Below are 22,522 nucleotides of genomic sequence, written 5' to 3'. Positions count from 1 at the left end.
ACAAGGTTATCCACAGAAGATGGGGACCAGTATTTGAACGTTGTTTCCCGCGTCCCAAGGTCCATGCAACGGAGTGACGATGATCTTGAAATTCAGAGCTCTCCGTCTGTTTCTTCACACCCTTCTCGCCTTTCCTCGACAATCCGGCGAATTCAATCACCTTTGAACGCAGACCGTTCAACCACGATGAGGTGCTTCATCAAATCGCACGCGTCTCGTTCCTTGAAATCTGTAATCCGATCGGCACCTACAGATTTCTCGAGGTGGTCGTGAAACGCTTTTTCGTAGTGCTTACCGTCGTCGTTCCCCTGTTTCTCGTCGCCTGCACTTCTCACGTTGATAAGCCTCCCGGAGGAGGACCCGACGCTTCTCGAAGGATTACCGCAAGTGGATACTCGGAAGAGGGCTGTCTGCTCAATCTGAAACTGGCTGCGCGCGAGAAAAACGTGCGATTGGTGCCCGACGACTTACAGGTAGAAGCGAATATCTTGATGTTTATTTTCCCATTCTTGAATCATGAAGGCTATCATTGTTCGGCAAGTTTCATCGAACGAGAGAAACGGCCCTTGAGCAAAGATCCGCTCTATCCCTTCGAGTAACGCGGGCAGCGACTCATCTCGTTCGGTTCGCCGCTGTGCTGGATCTCGCCGCCGCCATGCGGCACACGCAGACAACGATCGGTATAAGAGCGAACAGCTTCACTGCCCCGTTGCAAAGTGAATCAGGAAGACGATAGGATCCTCTTCTCCTTGTCTTTTTCCATTCATGAAGAGGGGAAAGCGCCGACATCGGGTTAGGGTTCAACTCAGGTGTTTCCGCCTGTGCTTCATTGACGGATTTCAAATACACACAGGCCTATTGAAGTCCGATGGCGTGGGGGAATTTATCGAATGGCCACCGCACCTTACTTGTGAGTGAGACATGATCATCAAGGTATCCGCCTTCGCTCTCGTATTCATCGTCATGTTATGCGAAACCGTGCCGGTTTCGATCGCGACTGTTCAGTCGATTCAGTCGATCGCTCTGAACTCGGATTCAGAAGGCCGGTCGTCACAAGAAGAATTGCGCGTGGTGAGGAACCAACTCCAGCAGGCCTACCAAAGAATCGATGAGCTTGAGCAGCAACTTGCTGCCGGCAATCTGGAGAATGCAAAGCGACGGATCGGTGAGCTCATTCTCCAGCTCCATGCCAAGGAAAATGAGATCGCGGCCCTGAGATCCAGCGCCCACGAGAACTCCAAGAAGTTTCGCGAAGATCTTGCAGCACAAACCGAGGAGCTCAACCAAGCCAAGCACCGTATCTCTGAAATCGAACAACACATGGCGGCCGGGAAAGGGCACGAATTGAATCAGGCCAAACGTCGCGTCGCCGAAGCTGAACAACAGACGGCGAGGAAAGAACGAGAGCTGGACCAGAGCAAGCGGCGTGTAGCTGAAGTTGAACAACAGCTGGCGGGGAAAGACCAGGAACTCGCCCAGACCAAACGTCGCATCACCGAAGCTGAGCAACAGACGACGGGGAAAGACCAGGAACTCGCCCAGGCCAAACGTCGCGCCACCGAGGCGGAACAACAGACGGCGAGGAAAGAACGAGAGCTGGACCAGAGCAAGCGGCGTATAGCTGAAGTTGAACAACAGCTGGCGGGGAAAGACCAGGAACTCGCCCAGACCAAACGCCGCATCACCGAAGCTGAGCAACAGACGACGGGGAAAGACCAGGAACTCGCCCAGGCCAAACGCCGCATCACCGAAGCTGAGCAACAGACGACGGGGAAAGACCAGGAACTCGCCCAGGCCAAACGTCGCGTCACCGAGGCGGAACAACAGCTGGCGGGGAAAGACCAGGAACTCGCCCAGACCAAACGTCGCGCCGCCGAGGCGGAACAACAGACAGCGGGAAAAGACCAGGAACCGGCCCAGGCCAAACGCCGGGCCACCGAAGCTGAACAGCAGACGGTGGGGAAAGAACGAGAGCTGGACCAGAGCAAGCGGCGTGTAGCTGAAGTTGAACAACAGCTGGCGGGGAAAGACCAGGAACTCGCCCAGGCCAAACGTCGCGTCACCGAGGCTGAACAACAGACGGCGGGGAAAGACCAGGAACTCGCCCAGGCCAAGGACGACCTCAAGCAAGTCACACAAAAGCTGGCAGCCCTCAATCCCCAACTCATGGCGAGAGAGGCGGAACTCGCACATACGAAGCAATTGTTGGCGGACCTCGAGCGCAAATCCTCCAAACCGGCCGAGCCCACTCACCCTCAAGAGGAGAGCCTTGTCGAGAAAAACTCATTTCCTCCGCAATCGATCGAGGATAACCTCTCGGTGGCCAGTCTGCCGCCGTCTAACCCCTCGGTCGCAGAGGATGCAGAAGCCTTATTAAGCAGCGACCTCGGCAAGATGAGTGATAGCCTTGCGAACCTGTTACAGCCCGAACTCAAGAAGGGCAATGTGGCCTTGAGACAGCGAGGCAACAAATTGACCCTTGCGTTTGCGGCTAGTGAACTATTCACCCCTGGTGACGCCACAGTCACGCTGGGAGGCACCTCGTTGCTTGAGCGCGTCGGAACCGTCTTGCATGGTTTTCGTTACCAGAGCATAGAGGTTGCTGGGCATACCGACAACACGCCCCTCCGAAACGTTTCTCGGAAAGGCTTTCGGGATAACAGCGAACTCTCCCGTGCAAGGGCCGAACGTACGAGTCACGCGCTGGTCACTGGAGGGCTTGAGGCCGATCGAGTTACGGCGGTTGGCTACGCGGACACTAAACCTCTCGCGACGAATGACACCGAAAAGGGGCGGAGTAAGAACCGACGAATGGAAATCGTGATTACTCAATGGTCGGAACAAGGCGGCGATTCAGGTGATGCGAAACCACAAGCCGGCAAGAAACTCCGGGGATTCTCCACTCAGGCGGTGACCCATCATTGACAGGAACAGAACCGATCGTGTTCCTCCGTAATCGGGGCCGGGAAGGGTCCTTCAGAAGCTCTTCACCATAGCGGGCCGGTGTTCTCATGACGAGCAATCAGCGAGCCACAATCCCCAACCGGATAAGCCCGGAGATATCCTCGCTGTCGGCGGGACGAGCGACTCGATTGATCACGCGATTGTAACCGCCTTCAAATCCAATTTTGGTCACCCACCTGGTTGAGGAGTGCAACGACCAATCCAGCGCGCCTCTCCACCTGAGGTGTTCGTTGTGGAGCAATCCATCAGAGGAACGAGAGCTCGAATAGTTACCCACGGCGCTAAGAAGGAGCTGAGGGCTCTGCTGGTAACTGAGCGCAAGAGAAGCGGTTGGATTGTCGATGCGTACGCCGGACCAGAGTTGAAACTCTTGGCGATAGGCAAGAACCGGTGTGATGGTCAGCTGGTTGACCGGCCGAAGAATCACCAAGATCGATTGAGCCCTGATGTTGCTGTCGGCGTTGCTGCTGAGGAGATCGCTGGCCAGGATATAACTCGACGCGACTCTGAGATCCCAGCCGGGACGCTGGAGAGTCACGGCACCTTCAATCGTGTGGTTCGAGGATCGCTGCCGAGCCACTCCTATCGGTTCGAACGCGCTATTGAGGGAATTTCTCGAATAGGTGACGCTGAGTTCCGGCCATAGGGGCTTGCTAAGAAACAGGCCGACTTGCCCGTACGTTTGCTCCAATCGAGACCGCGTCACTTCTCCTTCGACGTTGTTCCAGGTTTGACCAACGGCATGCCGGAATGTGATCCATTCGGTTTTCCACTCGCTCCAAATTTCGCGGCTGGCTCGATCAGGGGAGAGAAGGAAACCTTGTCCTGCATGACGAAATGTCATTCCATATCGAAGCCTTCCCTCCACGCCGCTGAGCCCAATCCTGAACATGCGTGCCGACGCATCGGTTTGTGTATTTCCAATGATCGACGGGATCGTCCCACCCACTCCGTTCGGACTGTATGCGACCTCTGCCTCAGTCCCTAACTTCCCGCTGAACCATGTCGTTGTCGCCAGTAGTTGTTCGATCCGCGGACGCGTGGTCTCCGGAGTCAGATCTCGCAAGCGAGGACTCACAACCGAGGGGTACTGAACATGCGAGATGAAGATGATCCGGAGCCCTTCGGCTTGAGCAGACATGAGGTCACCAGCTTGCGGAGTCGGAAATTCGATGGACCGATGCGAGAGTGGTGGGTTCAGAAAAAAGCCATCGCTGCACCAGGTCTGAGAGACGATGCCCAAGAACAACGCCACTAGGCTCGCGACCAATAGTGGATGCTTCATGTATGATTTCAGCCATTAACCAGTCTTTCTGAAGTGTAGCAGCCAGGATTGTCATCTTAAGTCTTGGATTATATTTAGAGATTTGGTCATTCCCAGAGAGCAGTGAGTAAAGAAGGACACGGCGTTGACAGGCCGATGGGCGGGGAATTACGGTAGCAGGCGTGGCGCAACAGCGAGATGGAACGAACCGCGAGGGCATCCATACATCTGAACCGCGGTATCGCCTTGCTGCAACGGGACGCCAGGAGGCTGAAGATGAGCGGCTCAGTCTTCTCGAAGACATCTTCGATCCGCTTTCTCGTCAACGGCGTGCCATTGTTCAACCAGGCTGGCGCTGTCTCGAAGTCGGCGCAGGCCGCGGGTCTATGGCTGTGTGGCTTGCCCAACAAGTCGGGGCCGACGGCCGAGTCGTGGCCACCGATGTCAATATCGCGTATCTCAATCGGCTTGACCTCCCGAATCTCGAAGTCCGTCGGCACAACATCCTCAGCGATTCACTGGATACGTTGGGTCCCGGTTCATTCGATCTTGTCTGTACACGACTCATGTTATTTTGGCTTGCGGGCAAACAGGAGATCGCCATCCGCCGCATGGTGGAGTGTTTGCGACCGGGAGGATGGCTGATCGACGAGGATGGCGACTGGGGCATGGTCGCCCCGGTAGACCCTTCTCATTCACACTACGCCCTCTACCATCGCGTCTGGAAGAACGGCGAATGGTGGGTGTCGCGTGGATACGACCCTACGTTTGGACGAACGCTACCGATGTTGTTCGAACGCTGCGGCTTGGTGAATATCCGTCACGAAGCGAGCGCAACGGTAGTTCGTGGAGGCAGCCCATGGGGACGTTGGTGGTTGCAAAGCCTGGAAGGGATACGTGCCTCTGAAGAAGCCGATGGGAACCTGACTGAGGAACGAGATCAAGAGTACGGAGTGCTCACCGCCCCGTTGACCGATCCATCTTTTTGGTTTCTCAACGCGCTCATCCATGCTTGTTGGGGCCAACGCGGATTCTCCTGAGCCTCGCTTTAGGATCGAGGCAGTTCAGAATGGTGGTCTGCCGACTGAAGCGCGGCGACCATGACTCTGTCCAGACGCTTAACTTTTCCGTTCCCGTCCGTCGCCGCCAACCGAGCCGAGCCTTTCACCACCACGCGGCTGCTCACCTTCTCGCGCACGACATGTGAAAAGGTCAACGCAGCCCTCGTGATATCGCTGACGTCCGTTTCGATGATCAGCGTTTCGCCGTAGCGACCGGGCGAGCAATAGTCCACTTCGGCATGCACGACCACGAAGAGGATCCCCTGTTTCATTAAGGCGGCAACCGAATACCCTTGCATTTCCAGATATTCGGTACGAGCCCGCTCAAAATACTTCAGATAATTGGCGTAATAGACGACCCCGCCGCAATCAGTGTCTTCGTAATAAATTTTGACTTCGATCATCTCTCCCCGTTCGTGAAACGTATCTCGCAGGCGGCGGAACTCGTATCCCGAAAACCAGGACTGTTCGGAGTCGTTTGGTGAGATTGCTCAACATCACACTTCACGCACGAAGGCACTACAGATGCAACACCGGAAACTTCGGCAGCGAGGTCTCATTGACGCCCGACAGCTTGACGACCACCTCATAGAGCTGCTGCACTCGCTCTGCCTTGATCGGCTCGAAACCGTGCCCCAACACCGCGTGGTTTGCGGCATCCAGCAACGGCTTCATCTTCTGCCATTCTCTGAGGAAGGCCTGGCCCAACTGATCGCCTAACCCGGCCAGCACGCGGAACTGGGCTTGAAGAGGCAGCTTGTACTTGCCATCGATGTCTTCGAGGTAACAGGTGCGACAGGTCTCTTGAAGCGCTTGAGGAAGCTGTCCCGGCGACACATCCCAGCTTTTGATCTTGTGCGACTTATAGAGCCGGACTTGCGCGAACGCCTCCAGCGCGCGAATAAGTGCGGTCATGGCCGCTTCGGGATCGTGCCCTCCATGGAGTCGCCTCTCTGCGTGGGCCAACAAGTCTAGCGTCATGGACTCTTTAACCTCAGCAGGGTCGAGGACAAGCTTCTCAAGGAAACCCGCGTTGGCCTTCAGGGGAGGCAGGACGGCCTTTAACCCCGGCGGCCCGCCCCACAGCGAAGCCATCTCAAGCGCCTTGATCGCGGTCTTCACTTTGTCCCAAGCCTGGCGGTAGTGAAACCGTTCCCACAAGTCATAGCCCTCGGCCAAATCCCTCAATGCCCGATACAACGGCTTCTGTCCACCACTCACCAATAGCTCTATGTCGTGGAACAGTTTCGCGGCAGCGTGAAACCGGCCTCGGTTGAACAACTCACATCCTTCTCGCCGCGACACCGTTCCCTGCTCATCCCATGGATTCGTCTGCGTCCAGACCAGCGTCTTAGAGCCCAACTCGACACGATCACCCTCCAGACCTTCCCGCGCCTGAACCAGCTCGATCACCCGAGAAGTCCACGGGAGCGCCACCAAGGCGAACGCGCCCGCCATCGCCGCGGTCGCTCCACTGAGATCCACGACCAGCTCTCCCGGCTGTACCTCCCATGTCCGTAAGAGGTCCGGTAGGGATCGCGCAATAGTCTGATAAGTGGATGGAAACTCCCCAGCGTCCGCCAGCACGATCCAATCCCACCGTCTCGGCATCTGTTGGATCTTCGGTTGGACCTCCGATTCCACCAAGGCCTTGCTTCCTTCAGGCAACACGAAACACAAGATATCCGGGTTGAGCCGGTTGATTGAGTAGACCGCCGACGCCGCGTCATCGACCAAGGCGATCACGAGCGTCTTGATGGGTTGATCTTGTCCCATGGCGGGACGACTATACCATCGCATTCTGGCCGGTTCAATTCGCTGCCGTTCAACCGTACTCCGCTTGACGGCTATTCGAATGATCCTTAGACTTCGCAAGGATTCCCGGTATCTCGTCTCAGTCTCTTGCACAGCAACGAGGTGTTTGAATGAGCTGGTCGTACTGGTTGTTCATGGGATTAGTCCTTGCGGGCGCAGAAATGATTGCGCCGGGGGGATTCTATCTCCTGTTCTTCGGCATTGCGGCACTGATCGTTGGTGCACTGGCCGGTCTGGGAATTGTACAGACTGCGTGGCTGGAATGGCTGCTGTTCTCCATTCTGGCTGTCGTTTCGCTCCTGCTTTTCCGTGGCCCCTTGCTGCGAATGACCAGAACTACACCGGCCCATGTCGTAGACAGCATGGTAGGAGAATCCGCCGTTCTCCTTGACGATCTTCCTTCGGGGCACACGGGCAAGGCAGAATTGCGCGGCACGACGTGGACTACGCGTAACGACGGACCCTCTTCGCTGACCAAGGGCCAGCGCGCAATCGTGACAAAAGTGGACGGGTTAATGCTCTGTGTGAGATCAGAATAACGACTGTTATTAAACGAGGTGTGGGCATGGAAGGTGGAACATTCGTTGTTATCCTACTGGCGCTGATCGTGGTCATCGCGATCGCGAAAACCGCTGTCGTCGTCCCTCAACAGAACGCCTACGTCGTGGAACGTTTGGGGAAATACAGTTCCACGCTTGATGCGGGATTACACATTCTTGTGCCCTTCGTCGACGCAATTCGATATAGGCACGTGCTGAAGGAAAATGCCGTGGATATTCCCGAACAAGTGTGCATTACGCGCGACAATGTCCAGGTGCATGTCGATGGGGTTCTGTACATGCGGGTTCTTAATCCTGAGCGTGCGTCTTATGGGATCAGCAACTACCAGTTTGCGCTCACGCAATTGGCACAGACGTCGCTGCGAAGCGAGATCGGCAAGATCGAGTTGGATAAGACCTTTGAGGCAAGAACCACCATCAACGCTCAGATCGTCAATGAATTAGACAAGGCGTCGGAACCCTGGGGCGTGAAAGTCCTTCGATACGAGATCAAGAACATCACTCCACCGAACGATGTGCTCAACGCAATGGAAAAACAGATGCGCGCCGAACGGGAAAAACGCGCACTGATTCTGACGTCGGAAGGAGCGCGCGACGCCGCGATCAATCAGGCGGAAGGTGAAAAGCAACAAGTGATTAAGGCGTCTGAAGCCAAGAAGCAGCAACAGATCAACGAGGCGGAAGGCGCTGCGGCTGCCATACTCGCCATTGCGCAGGCTACCGCCGACGGACTCCGCAAGGTCGCAGAATCCACCAAAGTTCCCGGAGGCCAAGAAGCCGTGCAACTTCGCGTCGCCGAGCAGTACATTGACAAGTTCGGCGAACTTGCAAAGTCGAGCAACACATTGGTGCTTCCTGCCAGTATTTCTGATGTCGGTTCGATGATCGCGCTGGCGATGAACGCCGTAAAACAGACCGGAACTTCGGTTTCGGCAAAGCCATGACGATAAGGCTGTGCTGTTTGACAGCCTTGTAGGCATCATCCTAGAATCCCGCCATGCAAGCAATTGTTTTGACGGCCTTCGCGGACAGTGCTCGGGTCAAACAGCAGTTCGCGCGCGATCACGCCGATCGCATCGTGCAGGTCGCGACGCTTATCGCAAAGGCCTTCCAAAACGGTAATAAAGTCCTCCTCTTCGGCAACGGCGGAAGCTCGACCGACGCGGCACATATCGCAGCGGAGTTCGTGGGGCGATACCAGCGCGAACGGATGCCTCTGCCTGCGATCGCCCTCGCGACGGACATTGCCGCGATCACCTGCATCGCGAACGACTATGGATATGAGGAATTGTTTGCCCGTCAGGTGCGGGCGCACGGCCGCCAAGGCGACATCGCCATCGGCATCAGCACGAGTGGAAACTCTCCAAACGTGCTGAAAGGCGTCGAGGCAGCCCGCGACTGTGGTTTGACCACGATTGCCTGGACCGGCGCCAACGGCGGAAAGCTGGCTGGGTTGGTCGAATATCCCTTCATCGTCCCCTCTACGGTCACGTCTCGGATTCAAGAAAGTCACATCACGCTCGGCCACGTCTTGTGCGAACTGGTAGAGGATCATCTTCTTGGGAAAGCGTCCTGATCAGACTTCTCGGCGTCGGCCTGCTCCTCGACTGATTCAGCCGATCGATGTCTCGGCCCTTAAGACCTATCCACTGAAGAAACGCCCGAGCCTAGTGCAGCTTTCGAACTTCGCCACCCCCTGGAAGCCCCGCGGATCGTTCACAAGGTTCTACGAAACGCTTCCCGATATTTTGGCGGTCAAGACCCTGCGGGCCATCACCCGCGCCATCGTGAAGGCTCATCGGAAACGCCGTCCGATCATTGTCGGAATCGGCGCCCATGTGATCAAGGTGGGGCTGGCTCCGATTATTACGGACTTGATGGAACGACGGATCATCACGGCAGTCGCCATGAACGGAGCAGGGATTATTCACGACTTCGAATTGGCCTTCATGGGCCATACCTCCGAAGAAGTTGATGCCGAGATCGACGAGGGGCGCTTCGGCATGGCGGAGGAAACGGGACGGATGCTGAATGAGGCCATCACGCGAGGCGCGAAAGACGCCCATGGGTTGGGTGAGGCCATTGGCCGCTACATGAACCAGGTGGCCGATCAATTCCCGAATCGCGCTGGTAGTATTCTGTCGACTGGTGCTCGACTCGGTATCCCGGTAACCGTGCATGTCGCGATCGGGACCGACATTATCCACATGCACCCCTCGGCGGACGGTGCTGCCATCGGAGCCACTTCTCTCCTGGACTTCAGGCGTCTGACCGCCGTCGTCGCCGGGATGGAAAACGGTGTTTATCTGAACATCGGCTCGGCCGTGATTCTTCCCGAAGTCTTTCTGAAAACTTTGTCGTTGGGAAGAAATCTCGGCCATCCGATCGCCGACATTACGACCGTGAACATGGACTTTCTCCCCCATTACCGGCCACAGACCAACGTGGTGCGGCGCCCGACGCAAAAAGGCGGGCAAGGCTATTCCTTGACCGGTCATCATGAGATCATGCTACCGTTGCTCGCGGCGGCTGTGCTGGAGGAATTGGGATGACCTCGACTTCGGCAGGCCCGAGCCTTCCGGTACTCCTTTCTTCCGAAGAATTACAGGCTCGGTGGCAGCACCTGAACGCGCGCTACTTTGCCTGCTCACTCAGGCCGATCGAGGTCGTCTGGAGTCAGCGCCTGACCGCCTCGGTCGGGATGTTTGCCTGTCGTCAGGGACCAAGGACATTCTCATCCCTCGCCATGACTAACCGTCATCGTGAAATTCGCCTTTCTCTCCCGTTGTTTGAACAGCTCGCCGCAGGGACACCGTATGCGGAACAGGAACTGCTCAACACCTTGGCTCATGAAATGATCCATCAGTGGCAGTTCGATGTGCTGAAGCATCGGCCGGATCATGGCTTGGAGTTTTTGCGAAAGATGACGCAGATCAACCGGTCTGGGGAGGTGGCTGTTACGACGTACCACTCGCTGGAGAAGGAAGTGATTGCCCTGTCGAAATTCACATGGCGATGCCGAGACTGTGGGCGTCTCTATCGACGGCACCGAAGAACGATCCAACCCGAGCACCACCACTGCGGATCCTGTCGGGGCCCGTTGCAAGAGCTCGTGTCGCCGACACAACTGATCGAGGATCGTCCCAAGCCATACCTGGCTCCTTCCTTAGACCCATCACCCTCATCAGCTAGACCGACTGGATCCGACAGAGCGCCCGAGCAACTGACACTTAAATTGACATGATGGTGGAAAGAAGGTTCTGATGGGGGAGATCGGAGGAGCTACGCTGCCTCGTGGTTGTTGTCCGGCTCCGAAGGTTCGTGCTGCGGATTGACTCGATCCAGGACAGAGGCCAGCGCGTCTACCGAAATAGGTTTTGAGAGATAGTCGTCCATTCCCGATGCCAGACATCGTTCACGGTCTCCCTGCATGACGTTGGCCGTCATGGCGATGATCAGCACACGATGGGAAGGTCCGGAGGCCTCTTGTTCCCGAATGAGGCTTGTCGCTTCGAAACCATCCATGTCCGGCATCTGGCAATCCATGAACACCACGTCATAGCTGATGCGAGACATCGCCTCGACCGCCTCACGTCCATTGACCACGACATCAATTCGATAGCCCAGCCGCTGGAACATGCGAGCGGCCACCTTCTGATTCATGATGTTATCCTCGGCCAGGAGAATACGAAGATCCCTCTTGGCCTTGGTTTCCGCCAGGGTGTGCCGAGTGATGAGCGGCGACGATTCCCTCGCGGCCGGCGGACGTAAAGCGACCGGGCGTTGCATGACCGCGACGAGACAATCATGCAACTGTCGCTCGCGAATCGGCTTGGTCAGATAGGCTGCCAGTCCCGCCTCTTTGGCTGCCTTTGCATCTCCTCGCCGACCGAACGACGTGAGCAGCACGAGTTTGGTATCGCCTCCTTCAGCTCGTGTCTTGATCGCACGTGCCAATTCGATCCCATCCGTCGGACTCATATCCACATCCAGCAGTGCAAGATCGAACCGCGGTTGCCCATGCTGCCCCCTCAGGACATCCAAGGCCGCGGAACCGCTGGAGATCAGCGTCGGTTGCATTCCCCATTTCTTCGTCAACAGCTCCAAGATCCTTCGATTGACGGCCTTATCATCCACGATCAAGATGCGAAGACCAGTCAACGGGGGGGTAGAGGCATCGGCGCTGGTGGAGGCATCGGCCTGTTTGCGCAGATTCACCGTAAACCAGAAACAGCTCCCCTCTCCAACCCGGCTCATCACTTCGATCGTTCCTCCCATCATCTCGACAAGACGTTTACAAATCGCAAGGCCGAGGCCGGTCCCACCATATTTCCTCGTCGTGGATCCATCGGCCTGGCTGAACGACTGAAACAACCGTTCGCGGGATGCCTCGGAGATCCCGATCCCTGTGTCCGTAACCGAGACTCGAATCGTCGCTTCCTCCTTCGATTGAGCATCAACCGTCACCTCCACCACCACATCACCACTATCGGTAAATTTGATGGCGTTCGCCGTCAAGTTCATCACGATCTGTCGGAGGCGACTCGGATCACCAAGCAGATGTTGCGGCACATCGGCGTGAAAGAGACAGGCCAGATTGAGTCCTTTGGATGACGCGCGTTCCGCCACGAGGTCCAAAGACTCCTCGATGGCAAGACGAAGATCGAACTCAATCACCTCCAAGTCCAGTTTTCCCGCTTCAATCTTGGAAAAATCTAGAATATCGTCGATGATCGTCAATAGATGATTGCCGCAGGTCCGAACCGTTTCGGCATATTCGCGTTGTTCATCCGTCAGTGTGGTCTCCAGGAGGAGACCGGTCATCCCGATCACACCATTCATCGGCGTCCGGATTTCGTGACTCATGGTCGATAGGAACGACGACTTCGCCTCGGTGGCGGCTTTCGCTTGCCTCAACGCGGCATCCAGCTGCTGATTGATGTGCTCCAACTGCCGAGCATGGTCCTTCAGCGTTTGTTCCGCCGCTTTCCGGCTCGTGATGTCTCGGATGAATGCGCTGAAGATGACGGATCCTTCGACGGCTAATCGCGTCATGGCGATTTCAATGGGGAATTCGCTGCCGTCTCGCTTGAGACCGATCATTTCGACCAGTCTGTTTGAGAGAGACGCGTCCTTGGGTTCAAGGAGCCGCTGAACATACTCGCGATAGCTGGGGCGATGGGACGACGGAAAGATAGTGTCGGCTGCATCGCGCCCGATCACCTCATGCGCAGCCCAACCAAACACCCGTTCCGCCTGAGCATTCCACTCGGTAATTCGACCTGTATGGTCCATCGTCGTCACGGCGTCGAGGGCCGTGTCAATGATCAGGCCGGTACGTGCTTCGTTTTCATGCAACGCCGCTTCCACTTCCGTTCGTTCGACGAAAAGCCCGATCTGTCTTCCGACTGTGCCCAAGGTTCTCAGTAAATCCTCTTCCTCGGCCTGAGGCTCACTGCTGAAGAGCTCCATGACGCCGTAGACGTTTGCCCTCAGCCAAATCGGAAAGGCACAGGCCGCGCGCGACATCCCCGTCGCTTCGACAGACCCGGGCGGACACATGGAGTTTCTTGCCACATCCTCCACCCACAGCGGCTCGCCGCGAGCCCAACAATGCCCGGGCAGATCGGACCCGGCAGTGTGGGCATCCTGAAGCCTTCTTCTCAGAAACTCCTGCGCCCCCGTTGTTCCGATCGACCAGCCTTGCGTACAGATGACGGTCCGACGGTCGTCCTGCACCAGCCAAAACAAACCGACCTGCCAACCGAGATTCACGACAACCGCCTGGAGGAGGTCAGGGACCGCTTGCTCGACAGTGGAGGCACCTGCGAGCACTTTGGCCACAGCATGCTGGAGCGCTTGCCGACGCTCCAAGAGACTCCGAAGCCTTTGCTCATTTTCTTGGAATCGGACTCTCTCGGCCTCGGCCAGAATTCTTTCGGTCCCTGCTCGTCGAGCTGTCTGTACAAGGAAGCCAACCAAGAGAACGACGAGCAGAACATTAGCCGCTGCAATGAGCCAGAATATACCCATCCCATCCTCAGTCATCGTCCACGGCCTCGGACATATGATAGGCCATATCACTTCTCAGGCCTTCGAGTCCGTTATGTGCGGTATCGGTCTATTAGCTGATGACTTGAGAGCAACGACAGGAAGGACCGTTTGATTCACGGAATAGCCCCAGGACGAAGCAACGGGCTCCGTCCAGTTCGGCGCTCTTTCCATGTAGCCGACAGCACGGTATGCAAGGTATGATGAGCCATGGCGACAAAGGTGTTGCCCCACGAGCAACTGCTCTCCTCGCTTGCCGATGAACGGGCAAAGCGCAAGCGGATCGTGTTCACAAACGGCTGTTTCGACCTGATGCATATCGGACATACCCGCTATCTGCAGGCAGCCAGGGCCCTCGGCGATATTCTGGTCGTTGGTGTCAATAGCGACGCCTCGGTCCGTATGCTGGACAAGGCGCCTGACCGACCGATTGTGCCTCAGGCACAACGGGCGGAGGTGATCGCAGCCTTAGGCTGTGTGGATTTTGTGGTCCTGTTCGACGAATCGGACCCCCTTCAGCTCATCACCGCCGTGCAGCCGGACGTCCTGGTCAAGGGCGGAGATTGGATGATCGACCGGATCGTCGGCCGCGACATTGTCGAAGCTCGTGGAGGGGTGGTCAAGACGATCCCGCTGGTTCCCGGCATGTCGACCACGGGACTTCTTCAACGTATCCGATCAACCGCGAAGTAATGCGTGTCTGAAACCAATCCCCAAACTCCATCCTGGCTGGCTCCGGTTCGCTCGGCACTGAAGCAAGACCAAGCCCGTATCTGTCTGCTTGGGACCCATGGCTCAACTGCTGCCTGCGCCCTGACCCTGCTGAACGACACAGGCCAATGCACTCCAGACCGCGCTCGTCCCTGGGTTGTTGTGACTTCGAACGATGAGTCCGCCGAAAGAATGTTCAATGACTTGTGTTTCTTCCACGAACTCATGGGCCGTCCAGTCGAGGATCTCGCCTGGTTTCCAGAATGGGAAACGCTTCCCTATGAAGCGACGGCGCCGCATGTCGGGTTGATCGCACACCGGATGACCACGCTCCATCGCCTGTTGGTCAACCCGCCCACCATTCTCGTCACCTCCGTCGCCGCTGCCATGCATCTTGTCGTTCCGCGCTCGACATTCGAACAGGCGGTCATTCGATTCAAGACGGCGGAGGCCTTCGAACGGGACTCGCTCATCACCAACCTCCTTCGCCTGGGATACCGACGAGTGTCCGTCGTGGAAATCCCTGGTGAATTCAGCATTCGCGGCGGCATCGTGGATATCTTCTCGACGGCCTATGCCAACCCGGTTCGTGTGGAATTCCTGGGTGATCAAGTTGAATCGATTCGGTTGTTTGACCCGGCAACCCAAACGTCGATCAAGAACTTGAACGACGGCTTGGTCTTGCCTGCACGGGAGTTCGTTCGTCCACCACAGGCCCCGGATGCGATCATGCCGATCCAAGCGGATGCTGAATGGCGAAGCCCTGACCTGTATGATTCAATGGACACCCTATTCGACTATCTCAGCGCGACTCCCTGTCTGGCGCTCGATCAACCGGAAACCCTGAAAAGGGCCTGTGAGACGGCATGGGAAAAGATCGACGATGGTTACCTCCGTCATGTCGACCGTGATGCCACGCAGCCGTATCCCTCCCCCGAGCGACTCTTTCTGACCTGGCAGGGCCTCCAACAGCGGATCGCGACGTGGCCCATGTTGGCTCTGGAGCCGCTGGCCGCGCCGGACTCAACGTGGAAGGAGATTTTTTTGTTTTCGACTCAGGCACCGGGGAGTATCGGACTCGGTATCAGGGGTACTGCCTTCAGCCAAACCCTGACCCTGTTGGATGGACTCCGGAACGAACATCGGGTCGTCTTGGTGGCGCGAAGCCGCGGGCAGGTTGACCGCTTGCTCGCGCTGTTCCGAGAGCACGATTTGCCCGCCGACCCATGGAATCCGACAGCCTGGTCCGGCCACAGGACCGGTAAGCTGCCGTTCTATGTCCTGCACGGCGACCTGTCGGCTGGATTTCTCTCCACAGAGCTTCCAGTCGCGCTCCTGACGGAAGAAGAGCTATTCGCGAAGGGAGCGCGCCACAAACCACAGCCGAAAAGCAGAACGGCGACCTTCCTCTCCTCCTTGGAGGACCTGAGCGTGGGCGACTACGTCGTGCATGTGCAACACGGCATCGCCAAATATCGAGGGCTCAAGCGCCTCTCGGTTCAAGATTTCGAGAGCGACTTCCTGATTCTCGAGTTTTCCGGCGGAGATACTCTTTATGTTCCTCTCGATCGGTTGAACCAGGTCCAGCGATACAGCGGAGCCGAAAGCCATGTCCCTCGGCTCGATCGTCTGGGCGGCACCAGTTGGGCCAGGACCACCGCGCGCGTGAAGAAGGACATCGAAGAGATGGCCCAAGAATTGATCGACCTCTACGCAAACCGTGAGCTGGTGAAACGAAATGCGTACGGCGCGACCACGACTCTCTATCACGAATTCGAAGCGGCCTTCGAATACGAGGAAACGCCGGATCAGCTCAAAGCCATCGAAGATATCGGCAAGGACATGGAATCCACCAAGCCCATGGACCGACTCGTCTGCGGAGACGTGGGATACGGGAAGACGGAGGTCGCCATGCGCGCCGCGTTCAAAGCCGTCGAGCATGATCGACAAGTTGCGGTACTGGTACCGACCACCCTGCTGGCCCACCAGCATTATGAGAACTTCGCTGAACGATTCGCCCCGTTTCCCATGCGGGTGGCGCTGCTCTCACGATTTCAATCGACCAAAGACACGAAAACCATCCTCAAAGATGTTGCCGCAGGAACTGTCGATATCGTAATCGGCACGCACCGGCTCTTGCAGCAGGATGTGACGTTCCGCCATCTCGGCCTCGTCATCATCGACGAGGAGCAATGGTTCGGCGTCAAACATAAAGAAAGGCTCAAGCAACTTCGCACACAGGTCGATGTGGTGACCCTTACCGCGACCCCCATTCCACGCACCCTTCAGATGGCCATGTCGAGCGTCCGTGATCTCTCCATCATCGATACCCCGCCGGCTGGACGATTGGCGATCAAGACGGAGGTCATCCGGTTCAGTGACAAGGCCGTACGAGACGCCATCCTGCGTGAACTCGGGCGGGGGGGACAAGTCTATTTTGTCCACAATCGTGTCGAAACCATGGAGCGGATCGGAGCCTGGCTGCACCAGTTGGTTCCCGAAGCGCGTATGGTCATGGCGCACGGCCAGATGGATGCCAGACCGCTGGAAGCCGTGATGCTGAAATTCGTGAAGCGCGAGGCAGACGTCTTGATCGCCTCAGCCATCATTCAATCCGGACTCGACGTTCCCAACGCCAACACCATCATCGTCAATCGAGCGGATCTATTCGGCCTCGCGCAACTCTACCAGTTGCGTGGACGGGTCGGACGCGGCGGGGAGCAGGCTTACGCCTACTTCCTCATCCCCGATGAAGGTACGCTCACCGGCGATGCTCAGAAACGGTTGATCGCGATTCAGCAATTCACGGAGCTCGGATCGGGCTTCCGTATCGCTGCGGCAGACCTTGAGATTCGAGGAGCAGGGAATCTGTTGGGCAAACAACAGTCGGGCCATATCGCCGCGATCGGCTTGGATCTCTACATGCAAATGGTGGAGCAGGCCGTCCAGCGGTTGAAGGGGCATGTGATGGAGGAAGAGCCGGACCCGACTTTGCAACTCCCCGTTTCGGCCTTCATTCCTGAGCAGTATGTGGCCGATCCGCACCAACGTCTGTCCCTCTATAAACGACTGACGGCTTGCGGCCAAGTCGGTGAGCTGGCCCTGTTGCATGGGGAGATTCAGGACCGTTACGGCCCTCCTCCGGAGCCGGTCGAACGACTGCTTGAAGTGATGCAACTCCGAACTCACGCCAAACGTCTGCGCCTGGCCTCGATCGAGGTACACGACCAGACGACCAAGATCGTGTTCCATCAGAAGTCGATCATCCCTGAGGCCTCCGTCCACCGATTGATGGACCAGCTCAAGAAGCGGCTACGGTTCCTGAGCCCGGTCTCCTTCGAGATCCAGATGCGTCATGACGATTGGCCGGCGCTTTTTTCGGAACTCAATGCAATCTTGCAAAGCCTCCATCTCTGTGATACCAAGACCATCCAAGAGGGAGCGACTGCCTCTTAATCGCGATCTACCAGTGCCACGGCTTATGATGCCCTTCCGGTTGCTGATCTTCCCCAAGACATATTGTCTATCTTGGCTATTTGTCGGCATATTGGCCGGTTTGGGGCCGGTGGTTTCAGGATGCGCCGAGCGACAGGAAGAACCGGTCGTCGCCTTGGTGAACGGTCGAGCCATTACTCAAACCGAATTCGACCTTCGCTGGGATGAACTCTCCAAGGCCACGCGGTCCCGCTATGAGAAGGAGGGTGGTCGGCGACAATTCCTGGAGGAACTCATCACCCGAGAGTTGCTGATGCAGGAGGCCCGTCGGCGAGGCCTTGATCAGGACGATACGATTCGGGACAAGACCCAGCGATATAAAGAACAGCTGATCCTCGACGAACTGTTGAAAGACAAGCTGCAATCCAAGGTCGAGGTCACCCAGGCAGAACTCGATGCCTACTACGAAAAGCACGCCAACCAACTATTGGACCCCTTGAAGGCCAATGTCTCGGTGATGCTCCTCCTTAATGTGTATGCCGCCAGAGACCTTGAAGCACAGGTGCATCGAGGCGGAAGTTTTTCCAAGTTCGCGCTGCGATACTCAATCGATGACAAGACGAAATCCAAGGGCGGCGAGCTCGGACCCTACCGAAAAGGGCTGGTCCCCCCCGAAGTCGATGCCGTCATCCACACCCTCAAAATCGGGATGGTCAGTGCACCGATTAAGACCGATCACGGCTATTACTTGGTCATGCTGAGCCCGCTTGACGAAGCCATTCTTCAAGTGGATCTGGCGACGCAGGAACGGCTCCGACAAGAATTACTGTCCGATAAGCGCCGCAAGCGATTCGACGAGGTCATCGCCGATATTCGGGCAAATGCCGTGATTCGCTTCGCCGGGGCCTCTCGCCATATCACCGAGGACACCGGTAAACGCTAGCCTGGCTCGATTCCACAGACGTATCTATTTCGTGTAGAATTGTCGGCTCCGGCGCCATCAGGTGGAAGGATCATGAAACGCGTTTCGCACCGATCGGACAGGCTGGTCCGATTCAAGTTGCCGTTGGTCTTGTTGGTCATCTGGTCCTGGCCGCCGGCCTTTTCAGCGGCTCATCTGCAAGATCGCATCGTCGCCATCGTCAATTCCGAATTGATCATGTTGTCTGATGTGAAGCGCGAACTTGAAATGGAGCAAGAGCGGCTTTCCCGCGAGCGCCGTGGAAACGACCTCCCCCTGCGGTTGAAAACAGCGGAGTACATGGCCTTGACCAAGCTCATCGAGCGGCGGTTGCAACTGCAGGAAGCCAAGGCCAAAAAAGTTGAGGTCTCAGACCTTGAAGTAAAACAAGCCCTTGAACAGATGCAGCGGCAAGGCAGCCCCTTCAACATCGCCAATGCGAATCATGTACAGGCCGTACGCGATCAGCTCCTCCTCATGAGAGTCGTGGACATGCATATTCGGGGCAACATAACCGTCGGTGACTCCGAGCTCAAGCGGTTCTACCAAGAGCATCGTGACCGGTTCGCCGTTCCCGAAGAGTACCAACTGAGCCAGATCATCTTCCATCCGCGCTCCTCGGATGGACTGGCCGAGGCCTTGACCAAAGCCCACCGAGCCATGGACGACTTGAAGCGAGGAGAGAAATTTGAGGATGTCGCCATGCTGCATTCCGACGGCGCCAATGCCTTGCAAGGCGGACGACTCGGATGGGTCCGACAGGGGGAACTCATACCCGTCATCGAACAAGCAGTCGCTCACCTCGTGCAGGGAGGAATCTCGGAGATCATCGAGAGCCCTGAGGGGATCCAGATTATCCGCATGGACGACAGGAGACCGAAACAGTTTCGTCGATACGAAGATGCACGGCGGGAGATTCAGGAACTGGTCTATCAACAAAAGAGCGATGCCATGTATCAATCTTGGCTCGCTGATCTCAAGAACAAAGCCTACATCGAGATTAAGTTCCAACTAGATGCGGGCACGGTCCATCGATAGCCGTGGCCGCCTGTATCTGAACCGAGATCAAACCGGGTCCTTGCGCAGGTTGCCTGCCGCATCACATAAGACTCTCCACACTCGATCCCGTCCATCCCCGGTCACCGAGGAATAAGGAATCAACATTTCCTCCTCGGCGAGTCCTAAGACCCGATGTATCTGCCTCAGAGTACGAATCCGCTCGCTCGACCTCACCTTGTCCACCTTAGTCGCAACGACGAGGAGATTCCGACGGATTGAACGGAGCCACGCGATAGTCTGACGATCCTGATCGGTCACGACCCGGCTGTCCACCAACATCACGACCCGGAGGAGCGAGGCTCGCTCGACGAGATAGTCTTCGAGCAACGGTCCCCACTGGGTGCGGACAGATTTCGACACTCTGGCAAACCCATAGCCAGGCAGGTCCACGAGGTGGAATTGCGACAGGCTCGGGGCGGAAGTCGAGACGAGGAATACATTCACGGCTCTCGTCTTTCCAGGAGTCCGACTGACCTTGGCCAGGTCCCGACGATTCAGCAACGAATTGATCAACGATGACTTGCCCACATTGGAGCGTCCCACAAAGGCAATTTCTCGAAGCTGACCGGACGGAAATTGTTCTGGAGTGACGCAACTTTTGATAAACTCAGCTGCGAAGATTTTCATGCCGACAGGCTGATCAATGGATGCAAGACGGAAAGCAAATTACCGTCCGACCTTTCTGCGTCCCTACACATACGATCCTCCTTTGCCCAAGTCAACCGGCCGACGCAGAGCGACCCCTGTTCTTCTCTGGAGCGCCGTGATCATTGCACTTCCTTCAAGCATCCTTGCGCTGAGCTGGCTCAGCACTCTTCCCGACACAGACCTCCTGGCCAGAACCAACCCGACATCGACCGCGCTCATGGACCATCGCCTGGCAAGAGCGGCCGAGCAGGGACGCACCGACAAGCGACAATGGATCTGGACACCCCTGAGCCGAATCGCACCGGAGTTACAACGTGCCGTGATCGTGGCGGAGGACGCTTCGTTCTTTGTCCATGAAGGATTCGATTGGGAGGGCATCCGCGACGCCGCGCTGTACAATCTGGAAGCAGGAGAACTCAAACGGGGCGGGAGCACCATTACGCAACAGCTGGCGAAGAATCTTTATCTATCGTCAGAACGGTCGCTGTTCCGCAAGGCCCGTGAAGCCTTGATCACGCGCTCGCTCGAACACCGGCTGACCAAGACACGGATCCTCGAACTGTACTTGAATGTCGCGGAATGGGGACGCGGCGTGTATGGGGCGGAAGCCGCAGCTCGTCATCACTTCGGGAAATCCGCCTCCGACTTGACCGCGGACGAAGCGGCTTGGCTGGCCGCCATCCTACCCAGTCCGCAACGATACGACCCCCTGCGCAAAACCGCCTTCCTCACGCGCCGACACCAACGTATCCTTGGTTGGATGGAGAAGGTCGCCATGTCATCCCACAAACGCCTTCAGTGAGACTCGACTACATTTCCTCGGCGTCGCCGACCTGGCCGTGAGCTGCTTCTCCAAAGATGGCCGATTCGTAGGTGTAGTGTTTGAATTCGAGCAGGTTGTGAGATGGATCCTCAAGAAAGAACGTACGGTGCTCGATGCGTGTTCCTGGAAATCGCACGCGCGGCTGTTGATAGAAAGCAAGGCCCTTTGCCTTGGCCCGATCCACCAGCGCCTGCCAGTCTTCCTGGGAAAGAAAGGTCAACCCGAAATGGTTGGGATAGATACCTTTCTGTTTCGAGGGCTGATCTGAAACGACATGCGCCACGAGTTGATGACCGGCGAGACCTAGCGTAACGGCCTGTTTCGATCGACGCCCGACGACACAGCCTAGACCGTCCACGTAGAACCGAAGCGTGGCGTCAATGTCGTGAATTGGAAAGGCGAGATGGAAGAGGATGTTCGACATATTTGGGTTCTATGAAGCTAGATCGGCCTCGTTTTCTATTTTATCACTCATAAATGCAGCTACGCTTTCTGGCTGATCAAGAAACCTCATGATAAGACGATGCACCCGTTTCCAACTATAGCCCCCGCTGGAGGGATGTACGGTGGCAAGGCACCACACTTTGGTTCCATCCCTTAAACGATATGCTTGAACATCATCGTGATAGCAATCATTATCGTATCTGTTCTCCATATTTCTCCACAGTCTTTTGCCGCAAACTATCACCCGATCAGGGCGAAGTTGTTCTAGAACTATTCGGAATGGAGCATGTGATTTTTGGAATAAACTCTTCTGAGGAGGCGCCTCTCGTGGGCCACCAGGAATAGCCTCTTGCACGAAGTTGTAGAACGCTACTTTTTCCCAAAATGGCATGCCACCACTTAGACACCGTCCATCACTACGAACTTCATTAAGTAAGGCTTGCTCAATATACTTCCAGAAGTCGATACAGTCCTTTCTATCAACGACTTCTTGTACACACTGCCTCGTAATGTTTTTATCTAAAACGTGTCTTTCGCCATTCCATTCATCGTAATGGCTCTCGCCCAAGATGAGAAGGCGCTGATTGGAGAAACCTTGCTCGTACCTCTTGCCAATCCATGGTAAAAATCTGACACCTTGCTGGACTAGATAATTATCGCAATCATCGGTATTCACGATGACACCTCCTTTGCCAATCGTTTCATACACAGCACCCATAAGAGTGC

General features: G+C 56.5%; 20 protein-coding genes. 13 read left to right on the top strand and 7 right to left on the bottom strand.

Annotated features, from left to right (window positions below; translation table 11 throughout):
* Window positions 1–191: 191 nt before the first annotated feature.
* Both P0119_03585 and P0119_03580 read left to right on the top strand, forming a co-directional pair.
* Entirely contained in the window at window positions 192–599 is a 408-nt protein-coding gene (locus P0119_03585; protein ID MDF0665139.1) for a hypothetical protein, read from the top strand.
* Window positions 600–921: 322 nt separating this feature from the next.
* Window positions 922–2,925, top strand: coding sequence for an OmpA family protein (locus P0119_03580; protein ID MDF0665138.1), 2,004 nt, complete (start codon window positions 922–924; stop codon window positions 2,923–2,925).
* 97 nt (window positions 2,926–3,022) lie between these two features.
* Here the strand turns inward: P0119_03580 and P0119_03575 are convergent, their stop codons facing one another.
* A complete protein-coding gene (locus tag P0119_03575) occupies window positions 3,023–4,249 on the bottom strand; it encodes a hypothetical protein (protein ID MDF0665137.1) in 1,227 nt (408 codons plus the stop codon).
* Window positions 4,250–4,410: 161 nt separating this feature from the next.
* On the opposite strand from P0119_03575, the gene P0119_03570 reads away from it, so the two are divergent.
* Window positions 4,411–5,268, top strand: coding sequence for a methyltransferase domain-containing protein (locus P0119_03570; GenBank protein MDF0665136.1), 858 nt, complete (start codon window positions 4,411–4,413; stop codon window positions 5,266–5,268).
* Between the two features lie 8 nt (window positions 5,269–5,276).
* On the opposite strand, the gene P0119_03565 is transcribed toward P0119_03570, so the two are convergent.
* Both P0119_03565 and P0119_03560 read right to left on the bottom strand, forming a co-directional pair.
* Complete coding sequence (locus P0119_03565; GenBank protein ID MDF0665135.1) at window positions 5,277–5,693, bottom strand: YbgC/FadM family acyl-CoA thioesterase; 417 nt, start codon at window positions 5,691–5,693, stop codon at window positions 5,277–5,279.
* Window positions 5,694–5,808: 115 nt separating this feature from the next.
* Window positions 5,809–7,065: a TIGR02710 family CRISPR-associated CARF protein gene (locus tag P0119_03560; protein MDF0665134.1), complete on the bottom strand. Its 1,257-nt coding sequence runs from the start codon at window positions 7,063–7,065 to the stop codon at window positions 5,809–5,811.
* A 149-nt stretch (window positions 7,066–7,214) separates the two neighbouring features.
* Between P0119_03560 and P0119_03555 the strand changes: the two genes are divergently transcribed.
* Genes P0119_03555 through P0119_03535 form a run of 5 tightly spaced genes read left to right on the top strand, consistent with a single transcriptional unit; the run spans window position 7,215 to window position 10,908 of the window.
* A complete protein-coding gene (locus P0119_03555; protein ID MDF0665133.1) occupies window positions 7,215–7,643 on the top strand; it encodes an NfeD family protein in 429 nt (142 codons plus the stop codon).
* 26 nt (window positions 7,644–7,669) lie between these two features.
* On the top strand, window positions 7,670–8,608 hold the full coding sequence (locus tag P0119_03550) for a paraslipin (GenBank protein MDF0665132.1): 939 nt from the start codon (window positions 7,670–7,672) through the stop codon (window positions 8,606–8,608).
* Between the two features lie 53 nt (window positions 8,609–8,661).
* The gene (locus P0119_03545) at window positions 8,662–9,240 is read left to right on the top strand and encodes a D-sedoheptulose 7-phosphate isomerase (protein ID MDF0665131.1); all 579 of its coding nucleotides are present in this window, start codon (window positions 8,662–8,664) and stop codon (window positions 9,238–9,240) included.
* A complete protein-coding gene (locus tag P0119_03540) occupies window positions 9,224–10,216 on the top strand; it encodes a hypothetical protein (protein ID MDF0665130.1) in 993 nt (330 codons plus the stop codon). The genes P0119_03545 and P0119_03540 overlap by 17 nt, the downstream gene beginning before the upstream one ends.
* Window positions 10,213–10,908 (top strand): SprT-like domain-containing protein, encoded by a 696-nt coding sequence (locus tag P0119_03535; protein MDF0665129.1) that lies wholly within the window; start codon window positions 10,213–10,215, stop codon window positions 10,906–10,908. Before P0119_03540 ends, P0119_03535 begins: the two co-directional genes overlap by 4 nt.
* Before the next feature lie 38 nt (window positions 10,909–10,946).
* Here P0119_03535 and P0119_03530 read toward each other — a convergent pair whose 3' ends face one another.
* On the bottom strand, window positions 10,947–13,697 hold the full coding sequence (locus tag P0119_03530) for a response regulator (GenBank protein ID MDF0665128.1): 2,751 nt from the start codon (window positions 13,695–13,697) through the stop codon (window positions 10,947–10,949).
* Between the two features lie 228 nt (window positions 13,698–13,925).
* Between P0119_03530 and rfaE2 the strand changes: the two genes are divergently transcribed.
* The 4 genes from rfaE2 (at window position 13,926) to P0119_03510 (ending at window position 19,860) form a co-directional block, all read left to right on the top strand.
* Window positions 13,926–14,408, top strand: a complete 483-nt coding sequence (gene rfaE2, locus P0119_03525; GenBank protein ID MDF0665127.1) for a D-glycero-beta-D-manno-heptose 1-phosphate adenylyltransferase — start codon at window positions 13,926–13,928, stop codon at window positions 14,406–14,408.
* A gap of 3 nt (window positions 14,409–14,411) precedes the next feature.
* A complete protein-coding gene (mfd, locus tag P0119_03520) occupies window positions 14,412–17,882 on the top strand; it encodes a transcription-repair coupling factor (GenBank protein MDF0665126.1) in 3,471 nt (1,156 codons plus the stop codon).
* Between the two features lie 13 nt (window positions 17,883–17,895).
* Complete coding sequence (locus P0119_03515; protein MDF0665125.1) at window positions 17,896–18,804, top strand: peptidylprolyl isomerase; 909 nt, start codon at window positions 17,896–17,898, stop codon at window positions 18,802–18,804.
* Between the two features lie 72 nt (window positions 18,805–18,876).
* Window positions 18,877–19,860, top strand: coding sequence for a peptidyl-prolyl cis-trans isomerase (locus P0119_03510; GenBank protein MDF0665124.1), 984 nt, complete (start codon window positions 18,877–18,879; stop codon window positions 19,858–19,860).
* 27 nt (window positions 19,861–19,887) lie between these two features.
* On the opposite strand, the gene yihA is transcribed toward P0119_03510, so the two are convergent.
* Window positions 19,888–20,508, bottom strand: a complete 621-nt coding sequence (gene yihA, locus P0119_03505; protein MDF0665123.1) for a ribosome biogenesis GTP-binding protein YihA/YsxC — start codon at window positions 20,506–20,508, stop codon at window positions 19,888–19,890.
* 136 nt (window positions 20,509–20,644) lie between these two features.
* Between yihA and mtgA the strand changes: the two genes are divergently transcribed.
* Window positions 20,645–21,331: a monofunctional biosynthetic peptidoglycan transglycosylase gene (gene mtgA / locus P0119_03500; GenBank protein ID MDF0665122.1), complete on the top strand. Its 687-nt coding sequence runs from the start codon at window positions 20,645–20,647 to the stop codon at window positions 21,329–21,331.
* A 7-nt stretch (window positions 21,332–21,338) separates the two neighbouring features.
* Here the strand turns inward: mtgA and P0119_03495 are convergent, their stop codons facing one another.
* Window positions 21,339–21,776: a VOC family protein gene (locus P0119_03495; protein MDF0665121.1), complete on the bottom strand. Its 438-nt coding sequence runs from the start codon at window positions 21,774–21,776 to the stop codon at window positions 21,339–21,341.
* Window positions 21,777–21,785: 9 nt separating this feature from the next.
* Window positions 21,786–22,514: a hypothetical protein gene (locus P0119_03490; GenBank protein ID MDF0665120.1), complete on the bottom strand. Its 729-nt coding sequence runs from the start codon at window positions 22,512–22,514 to the stop codon at window positions 21,786–21,788.
* Window positions 22,515–22,522: the final 8 nt, after the last annotated feature.

This window comes from Nitrospira sp. (assembly GCA_029194665.1).
GTDB lineage: Bacteria > Nitrospirota > Nitrospiria > Nitrospirales > Nitrospiraceae > Nitrospira_D.
The sequence above is the reverse complement of the archived record's forward strand: the minus strand, read 5'-3'. Positions and strand labels throughout refer to the sequence as shown.